This is a genomic window from Streptococcus sp. D2, from assembly GCF_006385825.1.
GTDB classification, from domain to species: domain Bacteria; phylum Bacillota; class Bacilli; order Lactobacillales; family Streptococcaceae; genus Streptococcus; species Streptococcus shenyangsis.
On record NZ_VFSI01000010.1, the window covers coordinates 41,664 to 54,592 of the forward strand.

Annotated in this window: 7 protein-coding genes; all 7 read left to right on the plus strand. The window is 34.4% G+C overall.

The window, feature by feature from the left end:
• The first annotated feature begins 164 nt into the window (after nucleotides 1-164).
• Nucleotides 165-929 carry a class I SAM-dependent methyltransferase gene (locus tag FJR73_RS07140; protein WP_140834128.1) on the plus strand — a complete coding sequence of 255 codons (765 nt, stop codon included), beginning with the start codon at nucleotides 165-167 and terminating at the stop codon, nucleotides 927-929.
• Between the two features lie 144 nt (nucleotides 930-1,073).
• On the plus strand, nucleotides 1,074-1,274 hold the full coding sequence (locus FJR73_RS07145) for a hypothetical protein (protein WP_153196589.1): 201 nt from the start codon (nucleotides 1,074-1,076) through the stop codon (nucleotides 1,272-1,274).
• A 196-nt stretch (nucleotides 1,275-1,470) separates the two neighbouring features.
• Complete coding sequence (locus FJR73_RS07150; protein WP_140834130.1) at nucleotides 1,471-2,463, plus strand: ATP-binding cassette domain-containing protein; 993 nt, start codon at nucleotides 1,471-1,473, stop codon at nucleotides 2,461-2,463.
• A gap of 1 nt (nucleotide 2,464) precedes the next feature.
• Nucleotides 2,465-3,283 carry an ABC-2 family transporter protein gene (locus tag FJR73_RS07155; protein WP_140834132.1) on the plus strand — a complete coding sequence of 273 codons (819 nt, stop codon included), beginning with the start codon at nucleotides 2,465-2,467 and terminating at the stop codon, nucleotides 3,281-3,283.
• Between the two features lies 1 nt (nucleotide 3,284).
• Nucleotides 3,285-4,070 carry an ABC transporter permease gene (locus tag FJR73_RS07160; protein WP_140834134.1) on the plus strand — a complete coding sequence of 262 codons (786 nt, stop codon included), beginning with the start codon at nucleotides 3,285-3,287 and terminating at the stop codon, nucleotides 4,068-4,070.
• Between the two features lie 746 nt (nucleotides 4,071-4,816).
• Nucleotides 4,817-11,392, plus strand: a complete 6,576-nt coding sequence (locus tag FJR73_RS07165) for a S8 family serine peptidase (protein WP_140834136.1) — start codon at nucleotides 4,817-4,819, stop codon at nucleotides 11,390-11,392.
• A gap of 485 nt (nucleotides 11,393-11,877) precedes the next feature.
• The gene (locus FJR73_RS07170) at nucleotides 11,878-12,186 is read left to right on the plus strand and encodes a hypothetical protein (RefSeq protein ID WP_140834139.1); all 309 of its coding nucleotides are present in this window, start codon (nucleotides 11,878-11,880) and stop codon (nucleotides 12,184-12,186) included.
• Nucleotides 12,187-12,929: the final 743 nt, after the last annotated feature.

The window sequence follows — 12,929 nt, forward strand, 5'->3', positions numbered from 1 at the left end:
AAGCTTTTTTGTTTTTTTTTTAGTTTAAATAAATTTTAAAAATACTAATTAAAAAAATAATGAAATAATAGTAATTCAACATATGGTATAATAGAATGAAATCAAGGAATGGCAACCTATTCACCTTAAATCGAAATAATATAAAGATACGAGGAGATTATAAGATGAACAATTATATAAAATTAAATAAAGATAGATGGAATAATGTAAAAAATGACTATACTGAGCCATTGACACATGAAGAATTAGAAGAAGCTAGGAAACATCCAATTTCTGTTGCCTTAACTGTTGGGAAAAAAGTTCCAAAAGAATGGTTTGAAAAAGCAAACGGAAAAAAGATATTAGGTTTAGCTTGTGGTGGAGGACAACAGGGACCAGTTTTTGCTGTAAAAGGTTATGATGTAACCATAATGGATTTTTCTAAATCACAATTACAAAGAGATGAGATGGTTGCTAAAAGAGAAGGCTTAAAAATTAATACAGTTCAAGGTGATATGACAGAACCATTTCCATTTGAAAATGAAACTTTTGATATTATTTTTAATCCAGTTTCAAATGTATATATAGAGGATTTGGAAAATATGTATAAAGAAGCCTCTCGAGTATTGAAAAAGGGTGGATTGTTGATGGTCGGATTTATGAATCCTTGGATATACATGTATGATGCTGATATTGTATGGGACAAACCTGATGAGGAACTGCTTTTGAAGTTTTTATTACCTTTTAATTCAAAAGAGCTTGAAGAGGAAGGAAAGATAACCATAAATCCAGAATATGGATATGAATTTAGCCATACTTTAGAAACTCAGATTAGAGGACAACTTAAAAATGGTTTTGCTATGATTGATTTTTATGAATCATGTGACAAAAGACATCGATTATCACGTTATGGGAATGACTATGTAGCTACACTTAGCATTAAACTATGATCTTATGAAACATACTTCAAGAGCATGGCCCGTTTTATGTTCCGTAAGGGTTACAATCTAAATCTCAGTTTGTCGAAGTAAGATAATCAAAGAAAATTAGAGAGAGGAAGTAAAAGCGGTAAATTGCAGATACTTCCTTTTTTGTTGTCAGAAATTGAAAAACGGAAAGTAGAATTTTTGGAAGAACTAAAAAACATTGGCACAAAGAGAAAGATTGGAAAGACAACCGATGAGTTTATTGTATATTTCAATGAAAATGCAACTGAAACAATCCAAGATAGACTGACAAAAATAATACTGAAGGAGCTTAGGAGAAAATTGGATGAAAAGATGATTTTGAATTAAAAATAGTATTTTAAGAGAGAAATCTCTCATTTCATAAACTTTAGGCAAACGCTTGCATTTTAGTTTTTATTGGACTATAATAGGTTGGTATAAAGCCTTCTGTAATAATAAAATGTAGCAGGTTTAGAAAGTAAGGATTTAGAATGTTTGTAGTCAAAAACACAATGTTGCTATTCCTTGCGATAGGGAGATAGATATGGCAATGATAGAAGTGGAACATCTTCAGAAAAATTTTGTGAAGACAGTTAAGGAACCGGGATTGAAGGGGGCTTTGCGTTCCTTTATTCATCCTGAAAAGCAGATCTTTGAAGCGGTCAAGGATTTGACTTTTGAAGTTCCAAAAGGGCAGATTTTAGGATTTATCGGGGCAAATGGTGCTGGAAAGTCGACAACCATCAAAATGCTGACAGGGATTTTAAAACCGACATCTGGTTTTTGTCGGATTAACGGCAAGATTCCGCAGGATAATCGTCAAGATTATGTCAAAGATATTGGTGTTGTCTTTGGACAAAGAACCCAGCTATGGTGGGATTTGGCACTGCAAGAGACCTACACGGTCTTGAAGGAGATTTACGATGTGCCAGACTCTCTCTTTCATAAGCGTATGGACTTTTTAAATGAAGTCTTGGATTTGAAAGACTTTATCAAGGATCCTGTGCGAACTCTTTCATTGGGACAGCGCATGCGGGCGGACATTGCAGCTTCCTTGCTTCACAATCCCAAGGTTCTCTTTTTAGATGAGCCTACCATTGGTTTGGACGTTTCGGTCAAGGATAACATTCGTCGGGCTATTACCCAAATCAATCAGGAGGAAGAAACCACCATTCTCTTGACCACTCACGACCTGAGCGACATTGAGCAACTCTGTGATCGGATTTTTATGATAGACAAGGGACAGGAGATTTTTGATGGAACGGTGAGCCAACTCAAGGAGACCTTTGGTAAGATGAAGACACTCTCCTTTGAACTGCTACCAGGTCAAAGTCATCTCGTTTCTCACTATGAAGGGTTTTCGGATATGACAATTGATAGACAAGGGAATAGTCTCAACATTGAATTCGATAGTTCCCTCTACCAGTCGGCTGACATTATCAAGCAAACCCTGTCTGATTTTGAAATCCGCGATTTGAAAATGGTGGATACGGATATTGAGGATATTATCCGCCGCTTCTACCGAAAGGAGCTCTAAGATGGTCAAATTGTGGAGACGTTATAAACCCTTTATCAATGCAGGTGTTCAGGAATTGATTACCTATCGAGTCAACTTTATTCTCTATCGGATCGGAGATGTTATGGGTGCTTTTGTGGCCTTTTATCTCTGGAAGGCTGTCTTTGATTCCTCGCAGGAGTCTTTGATTCAGGGCTTTAGTATGGCAGATATCACCCTCTACATCATCATGAGTTTTGTGACTAATCTTTTGACTAGGTCAGATAGCTCCTTTATGATTGGAGAGGAGGTCAAGGATGGGTCCATTATCATGCGTTTGTTGCGACCAGTGCATTTTGCAGCCTCTTATCTCTTTACCGAGCTTGGTTCCAAGTGGTTGATTTTTATCTCTGTTGGACTGCCATTTTTAAGCGTTATTGTTTTGATGAAAATCTTATCTGGGCAAGGGATTGTAGAAGTGCTGGGATTAACTGTCCTTTACCTCTTTAGCTTAACGCTGGCCTATCTGATTAACTTTTTCTTTAATATCTGTTTTGGTTTTTCTGCCTTTGTGTTTAAAAATCTATGGGGTTCCAATTTACTCAAGACTTCCATAGTGGCCTTTATGTCTGGAAGTTTGATTCCCTTGGCTTTCTTTCCAAAGCTTGTTGCAGATATTCTGTCCTTCCTGCCTTTTTCATCCTTGATTTATACTCCAGTTATGATCATTGTTGGAAAATACGATGCCAGTCAGATGCTTCAGGCACTCCTTTTGCAGTTTTTCTGGCTCTTAGTGATGATGGGCTTGTCTCAGTTGATTTGGAAACGAGTCCAGTCATTTATCACCATTCAAGGAGGTTAGTATGAAAAAATATCAACGCATGCATCTGATTTTTATCAGACAATACATCAAACAAATCATGGAGTACAAGGTTGATTTTGTGGTGGGGGTTTTAGGAGTCTTCTTGACTCAAGGTCTGAACCTCTTGTTTCTCAATGTCATCTTTCAACACATCCCATCCCTAGAAGGTTGGACTTTTCAAGAAATTACCTTTATATATGGTTTTTCCTTGATTCCCAAGGGATTGGACCATCTCTTTTTTGACAATCTCTGGGCTCTAGGACAGCGCTTGGTGCGAAAAGGGGAATTTGATAAGTATCTGACTCGTCCTATCAATCCTCTCTTTCACATCCTAGTTGAAACCTTTCAGATTGATGCTTTGGGAGAACTCTTGGTCGGTGGCATTCTACTGGGAACAACAGTGACCAGCATTGCTTGGACTCTTCCTAAATTCCTGCTTTTTCTAGTCTGCATACCATTTGCGACCTTGATTTATACTTCTTTGAAAATCGCGACAGCCAGTATCGCTTTTTGGACAAAGCAGTCAGGCGCCATGATTTACATTTTCTATATGTTCAATGACTTTGCCAAGTATCCGATTTCCATTTATAATTCACTACTTCGTTGGTTAATTAGCTTTATCGTGCCCTTTGCTTTTACGGCCTACTATCCTGCCAGCTATTTCTTGCAGGACAAGGATGTTCTCTTTAACATCGGAGGTTTGATGTTGATTTCCCTTATTTTCTTTGTCATTTCCCTTAAACTTTGGGATAGAGGGTTAGATGCCTACGAAAGTGCAGGTTCGTAAATAATAGAATATCAAAGCCTTGTCTCAGGACAGGCTTTTTTTAATAGAAATGAAAATTCCTTGCCATCTATTCTCAGAGTGCTATACTGTAAGTGTAATCGCCGATTTAGCTTATACTCTTCGAAAATTTCTTCAAACCACGTCAGCTTCCATCTGCAACCTCAAAACAGTGTTTTGAGCTGACTTCGTCAGTTCTATCAACAACCTAAAAGCAGTGCTTTTAGCAACATGCGGCTAGTTTCCTAGTTTGTTCTTTGATTTTCATTGAGTATTAGTTGCTAGAGAAGCCACTCGTAAAGCTTAGGTCATAGGTGAACATATGACTGAGGATTTGAAAAGTTAGATATGTAGAAAATAACCGTTAAGCCTTATTCTTAGCGGTTATTTATATTGTTTAATAGCGCTGATATTTCATCAATGATGCTTGACTTTGTGATTCTGCTAGTGCTTTAAGTTGATTGCTACTATTTTTGATGGTGTGAATGTTCTGATAATGTACCCCAGCTAACTACGAAAGTTTTGGACTCTATATTTTTAATGCGTATTAAAAAATAAATTAACGCATGTTAATTTTTCTTGACTTAAATTTTTTTAATTGATATACTATTTTTCAGAGAGCTAACAATTATATATAAATGTACTACTCTATTTCCTAGATAATACTTAGTAAAACTTTTTATAACAAAGGCTAGCAAAGTTAAAGTTTTCTATCTATTGGAAGTTAAATAAATATGTAAGGAATTAAAATGAAAAAAAGTACAGTATTGTCATTAACCACAGCTGCAGTTATTTTAGCAGCATATGTCCCTAATGAGGTAGTTTTAGCAGACACATCTAGCTCTGAAGATGCTTTAAATATCTCTGATAAAGAAAAAGTAGTAGATAAACAAAAAGAAAACAAAGAAAAACTTGAAGATATTCATAATGCTATAGAAACTTCAAAGGATACTGAAGAGAAGAAAACAACAGTTATTGAGGAAAAAGAAGTTGTTAGTAAAGAATCTGTGATAGATAATAAAGCTAACAACGAAAAAGCAACAAGCAAAAAAGAAGATTCCAATCAATCCAAAGAAGATAAAGTGGACTCGTCTGCAAGTAAAGACCCAGAAAGTCCCAAAAAAGAGGATAAACTTGTCTATATTGCTGAATTTAAAGATAAAGAATCTGGAGAAAAAGCAATCAAGGAATTATCCAATCTTAAGGATACAAAAGTTTTATATACTTATGATAGAATTTTTAATGGTGTTGCAATAGAAACAACTCCAGATAATCTGGACAAAATTAAACTAATAGAAGGTATTTCATCGGTTGAACGATCACAAAAAGTCCAACCAATGATGAATCATGCCAGAAAGGAAATTGGAGTTGAAGAGGCTATAGATTACCTAAAATCTATCAATGCTCCATTTGGGAAAAACTTTGATGGTCGGGGTATGGTCATTTCAAACATCGATACTGGGACAGATTATAGGCATAAGGCTATGAGAATCGATGATGATGCCAAAGACTCAATGAGATTTAAAAAAGAAGACTTAAAAGGTACTGATAAAAATTATTGGTTGAGTGATAAAATTCCTCATGCTTTCAATTATTATAATGGTGGCAAAATTACTGTAGAAAAAGCTGATGATGGAAGCGATTATTTTGATCCACATGGGATGCATATTGCAGGGATTCTTGCGGGAAATGATACTGAAAAAGATATTAAAAACTTTAACGGAATAGATGGAATTGCTCCTAATGCACAGATCTTCTCTTATAAAATGTACTCTGACGCAGGATCTGGCTTCGCAGGAGATGAAACAATGTTTCATGCTATTGAAGATTCGATCAAACACAATGTCGATGTTGTTTCGGTATCATCTGGCTTTACAGGAACAGGTCTTGTAGGTGAGAAATATTGGGAAGCTATTAGAGCGTTAAGAAAAGCAGGCATTCCAATGGTTGTAGCTACGGGTAACTATGCGACTTCTGCTTCAAGTTCTTCATGGGATTTAGTGGCAAATAATAATCTGAAAATGACCGACACTGGAAATGTAACGCGAACTGCAGCACATGAAGATGCGATAGCGGTCGCTTCTGCTAAAAATCAGACAGTTGAGTTTGATAAAGTCAACATAGGTGGAGAAAATTTTAAATACAGAAATATAGGGGCCTTTTTCGATAAGAATAAAATCACAACAAATGAAGATGGTTCAAAAGCTCCTGATAAATTGAAATTTGTATATATAGGCAAAGGTCAAGACCAAGATTTGATAGGATTGGATCTTAAGGGCAAAATTGCAGTAATGGATCGAATTTATACCAAGGATTTAAAAGATGCTTTTAAAAGAGCAACGGATAAGGGCGCACGTGGCATTATGGTTGTAAATACTGTCAATTACTACAATAGAGATAATTGGACAGAGCTTCCAGCCATGGGATATGAAGCGGATGAAGGGACTAAAAGTCAAGTATTTTCAATTTCAGGAGATGATGGTGTAAAGCTATGGAACATGATTAATCCTGATAAAAAAACTGAGGTTAAAAGAAATAGTAAGGAAGATTTCAAAGATAAATTGGAGCAATACTATCCAATTGATATGGCCAGCTATAATTCTAATAAACCGAATGTAGGTGACGAAAAAGAGATTGACTTTAAGTTTGCACCTGACACAGACAAAGAATTGTATAAAGAAGATGTCATAGTTCCAGCAGGATCCACATCTTGGGGACCGAGAACAGATTTACTTTTAAAGCCTGATGTCTCAGCACCTGGTAAAAACATTAAATCCACTCTCAATGTCATTAATGGGAAATCAACTTATGGCTATATGTCAGGAACTAGTATGGCAACTCCAATCGTAGCAGCTTCTACTGTTTTGATTAGACCAAAGTTAAAGGAAATGCTTGAAAGACCTGCCTTGAAAAATCTTAAGGGAGATGACAAAATAGACCTTACAAGTCTTACAAAAATTGCCCTACAAAATACTGCACGGCCTATGATGGATGCAACGTCTTGGAAAGAAAAAAGTCAATACTTTGCATCACCTAGACAACAGGGAGCAGGGCTAATTAATGTTGCCAATGCATTGAGGAATGAAGTTGTAGCGACTTTCAAAAACACGGATTCTAAAGGTTTGGTAAACTCTTATGGTTCTATTTCTCTTAAAGAAATAAAAGGAGATAAAAAATACTTTACAATTAAGCTTCACAATACATCAAACAGACCTTTAACCTTTAAAGTTTCAGCATCAGCGGTAACTACAGATGCTCTAACTGATAGACTAAAACTGGATGAAACATACAAAGATGAAAAATCTCCAGATGGTAAGCAAATTGTTCCAGAAATTCACCCAGAGAAAGTAAAAGATGCAAATATTACATTTGAGCATGACACTTTCACTATAGCCCCAAATTCTAGCTTTGATTTAAATGCGGTTATAAACGTTGGAGAGGCTAAAAATAAAAATAAATTTGTAGAATCATTTATTCATTTTGAGTCAGTGGAAGAAATGGAAGCTCTAAACTCCAATGGTAAGAAAACAAATTTCCAACCTTCTTTATCGATGCCTCTAATGGGATTTGCTGGGGATTGGAACAAGGAACCAATCCTTGATAAATGGGCCTGGGAAGAGGGTTCAAAATCAAAAACAATGGAAGGTTATGATGATGATGGTAAACCAAAAATTCCAGGAACCTTAAATAAGGGAATTGGTGGAGAACATGGTATAGATAAATTTAATCCAGCAGGAGTTATACAAAATAGAAAAGATAAAAATACAACATCCCTAGATCAAAATCCAGAATTATTTGCTTTCAATAACGAAGGGATCAACGCACCATCATCAAGTGGTTCTAATATTGCTAAAATTTATCCTTTAGATTCAAATGGAAATCCTCAAGATGCTCAACTTGAGAGAGGATTAACACCTTCTCCACTTGTATTAAGAAGTGCAGAAGAAGGAATGATTTCAATAGTAAATACAAATAAAGAGGGAGAAAATCAAAGAGACTTAAAAGTCATTTCGAGAGAACACTTTGTTAAAGGAATTTTAAACTCTAAAAGAAATGATGCAAAGGGAATCAAATCTTCTAAGCTAAAAGTTTGGGGCGACTTGAAATGGGATGGACTCATCTATAATCCTAGAGGGAAAGAAGAAAATGCACCAGAAAGCAAGGATACCAAAGATCCAGCTACTAGGATAAGAGGTCAATTTGAACCGATTGCGGAAGGTCAATATTTCTATAAATTTAAATATAGATTAACTAAAGATTACCCATGGCAGGTTTCCTATATTCCTGTAAAAATTGATAACACAGCTCCTAAGATTGTTTCGGTTGATTTTTCAAATCCTGAAAAAATTAAGCTGATCACAAAGGATACTTATCACAAGGTAAAAGATCAATACAAGAATGAAACCCTATTTGCGAGAGATCAAAAAGAACATCCTGAAAAATTTGACGAGATTGCAAACGAAGTTTGGTATGCTGGCGCCGCTCTTGTTAATGAAGATGGAGAAGTTGAGAAAAATCTTGAAGTAACTTATGCAGGTGAGGGTCAAGGAAGAAATAGAAAACTTGACAAAGACGGAAATACCATTTATGAAATTAATGGTGCAGGAGATTTAAGAGGAAAAATAATTGAAGTCATTGCACTAGATGGCTCTAGCAATTTCACAAAGATTCATAGAATTAAATTTGCTGATCATGCTGATGAAAAGGGGATGATTTCCTATTATCTAGTAGATCCTGATCAGGATTCATCTAAATACCAAAAACTTGGCGAGATTTCCGAATCTAAATTTAAAAATTTAGAAAATAGAAAAGAGGATAGTCTTAAAAAAGATACAACTGAAGTAGAACATCATCAAGAAAATGAAGAATCTATCGAAGAAAAATCTAGCTTGACTATTCATAAAACGATTTCAACAATTAGAGAGTTTGAAAGTAAAGACTTGAAGAAACTCATTAAAAAGAAATTTAGAGAAGTTGATGACTTTACAAGTGAAACTGGTAAGAGAACAGAGGAATACGATTATAAATACGATGATAAGGGAAATATCATTGCTTATGACGATGGTAGTGCCTTAGAATATGAAACTGAAAAACTTGACGAAATCAAATCAAAAATTTATGGTGTTCTAAGCCCGTCTAAAGATGGACACTTTGAAATTCTTGGAAAGATAAGTAATGTTTCTAAAAATGCCAAGGTATATTATGGCAATAACTATAAAACTATAGAAATCAAAACGACCAAGTATGATTCCCACTCAAAAACGATGACATTTGATTTATACGCTAATATTAATGATATTGTGGATGGATTAGCTTTTGCAGGAGATATGAGATTCTTTGTTAAAGATGATGATCAGATAAAAGCTGAAACTAAAATTAGAATGCCTGAAAAAAATAAGGAAACTAAGACAGAATATCCTTATGCATCAAGTTATGGGAATGTAATAGAATTAGGAGAAGGAGATCTTTCAAAAAACAAACCAAACAATTTAACGGACATGGAATCTGGTAAAATCTATTCTGATTCAGAAAAACAACAATATCTGTTAAAAGATAACATCATTCTAAGAAAAGGCTATGCACTAAAAGTGACTACCTATAATCCTGGAAAAACGGATATGTTAGAAGGAAATGGAGTCTATAGCCAGGAAGATATAGCAAAAATCCAAAAGGCCAATCCTAATCTAAGAGTCTTATCAGAAAAAATAATTTATGCTGATAGTAGAAATGTTGAAGATGGAAGAAGTACTCAACCCGTATTAATGTCGGCTTTGGACGGCTTTAACATTGTAAGGTATCAAGTGTTTAGATTTAAAATGAACGATAAAGGGGAGGCAATCGATAAAGATGGAAATCTTGTAACAGATTCTTCTAAACTTGTATTATTTGGTAAAGATGATAAAGAGTACACTGGAGAGGATAAGTCCAATGTAGAAGCTATAAAAGAAGATGGCTCTACGTTATTTATTGATGCAAAACCAGTAAACCTTTCAATGGACAAGAACTACTTTAATCCATCTAAATCTAATAAAATCTATGTACGAAATCCAGAATTCTATTTAAGAGGTAAGATTTCTGATAAGGGTGGTTTTAACTGGGAGTTGAGAGTTAATGAATCGGTTGTAGATAATTATTTAATCTACGGAGATTTACACATTGATAACACTAGAGATTTTAACATTAAGCTTAATGTTAAAGACGGTGACATCATGGACTGGGGAATGAAAGACTATAAAGCAAACGGATTCCCAGATAAGGTAACAGATATGGATGGAAATGTTTATCTTCAAACTGGCTATAGCGATTTGAATGCGAAAGCGGTTGGAGTACACTATCAATTTTTATATGATAATGTTAAACCAGAAGTAAACATTGATCCTAAGGGAAATACTAGTATTGAATATGCTGACGGAAAATCTGTTGTCTTTAACATCAATGATAAAAGAAATAATGGGTTCGATGGTGAGATTCAAGACAAACATATTTATGTAAATGGAAAAGAATACAAATCATTTGATGATATTAAACAACTAACAGATAAGACACTAAACATTAAGATTGTTGTAAAAGATTTTGCAAGAAATACGACCGTAAAAGAATTCATTTTAAACAAAGATACGGGAGAGGTAAGCGAATTAAAACCTCATACGGTGACTGTGACCATTCAAAATGGAAAAGAAATGAGTTCTAAGATAGTGTCGGAAGAAGATTTCATTTTACCTGTCTATAAGGGGGAATTAGAAAAAGGCTATCAATTTGATGGCTGGGAAATTTCTGGTGTCGAAGGGAAAAAAGATGCTGGTTATGTTATTAATGTGTCAAAAGATACCCTTATAAAACCTGTATTCAAGAAAATAGAGGAGAAAAAAGAAGAGGAGAATAAACCTACTTTTGATGTATCCAAAAAGAAAGATAAGGTGCAAGCAAATCATAATCAATTAGATGAAAGTCACAGAAAAGAAGACTTACAAAGAGAAAATCATTCACACAAATCTGATTCAACTAAAGATGTCAAAACTACAGTTCCTGTACAAGTAAATTATAGTCAATTAGATGAAAGTCAAAGATCTGATTCAACTAAGGATGTTACAGCTACAGTTCCTGATAAAAATGATAAAAACTTTGAAAATAAGAAAGAAGTTTATCTTAATGAACCAGAGAATATAGCTAATAAACATACCAATATCGATAGTAAATTGGATACTAACAATTCTGATAGATTGCCAAAAACCGGAACAGTTAGAGAAGGTTTTACACCATTCATTGCTGGAATAATGTTTACCGTAGGTGCATTTCTTGGATTGAAGAAAAAAGATCAAGATTAAGACAAAAGCTATGAATGAAAAAATGGTTTATGTACTGAGATAGCGTGATGATGAAACAGTTTTGTGAAAATAGTCATCTATAACTCAATTATTTAGTTTGCTTTGATAGTGGTACTCTTTTTGGATTTATTAATGAACTTAGTTTTGATAACTAATGAATTGATTGAAAGGGTTAATATTGACAATATTGGTCATATTGATTAGAAAATAGAGTCTATCAAAATTTAAAGGCTAATAGAGGTGATGAGACAATTTCAAGGAATTAAGTAGCGTTTGGTTGCTTAATTCCTTTTTATTTGGAAGGAAGTTTTTCACCTATTTCCTTATTTTATGGCTATTATTGAACCACTTAGACCGATATAGAGACCAGATAGGCAAAAGAACTTGTTCTTGAAACTGACCTCTGCTATAATGATTGGTGTAAGGGACGTGAGGCGTCGATATCAGATGGTTCAAGTTTCTAGAAAGAAATTGGAGATAAAGAAATGAAAAAATTATTGGGGATTGTATTTTTAATAGCAGCAGCGACAGTAGTGTATTTTGGTTCTGTTGGCTGGCCAAGTTTGGATGTCAATCTCTGGGCCCTGATTCCGGTAGGCTTGTTCCTCTTTTTCACTCTAGAGAATCTTTTGAAAAAGGACTATAAGGCTAGTCTGATGTGTTTGATTATTGCCTTCATCATCGCAAATGCAATTTTGGACCTTTGGCCAATTTCAAGTGGTCTAGTAATTGGTGCAGGCGTCCTAGCTTGTGTAGGTATTGGTTACCTCTTTCCGGATAAAGAGAGTAAATGAGATACTGTAATACTCAATGAAAATCCAAGAGCAAACTAGGAAGCTAGCCACAGGCTTCTCAAAACACTGTTTTGAGGTTGTAGATAAGACTGACGAATCAGTCACATATATACAGCAAGGCGATGCTGACGTGGTTCGAAGAGATTTTCTAAGAGTATAAAGGATGAAAGAATCCTACTTATTGTTGTTATCAGAACCTTAGAAATAAATGACTATAGTGCTAACTGGATATTGGTAAAAGTATTAAAACGATACCAAAATAAACATTTTTAAAATAAGGAAAACTCATATTATTGGATGTTCGAAAATATTGATATGATAGGTTTTGTCATGAAAATACTACTAAAATAGAGTTTTCACTCAGCTGTTATACTGTTTTTGAAAAGGTTTTATGAGTTAGGTGTTAGAACTATCAACATAGTCTCAATGCCTTTTCTTTTTGATAGTTTTAGTGACTGATAGGTATTTTATGCCTTAGTTTGAAAATTATAGTAGCTTGAAATAAAATGTGAATAAATCGATTTGGAGATTCAGATGAATTTATAACAATGTTTCAAAAATCTCGTTCTAGCCTTCAATCTATTATGTATGGATAAAGGTAATGACGGGTGTCCCCCCTTTGTAAGAATCAAGATATAGCTGTTTAGTTTGTCCAATGTAATTTTTATTTTGTAAAAATTCTCTAATTTTTATAAAAAACAATCAAAAATATTGTTTTTATTTGTATAAGGTTGACAAATTTT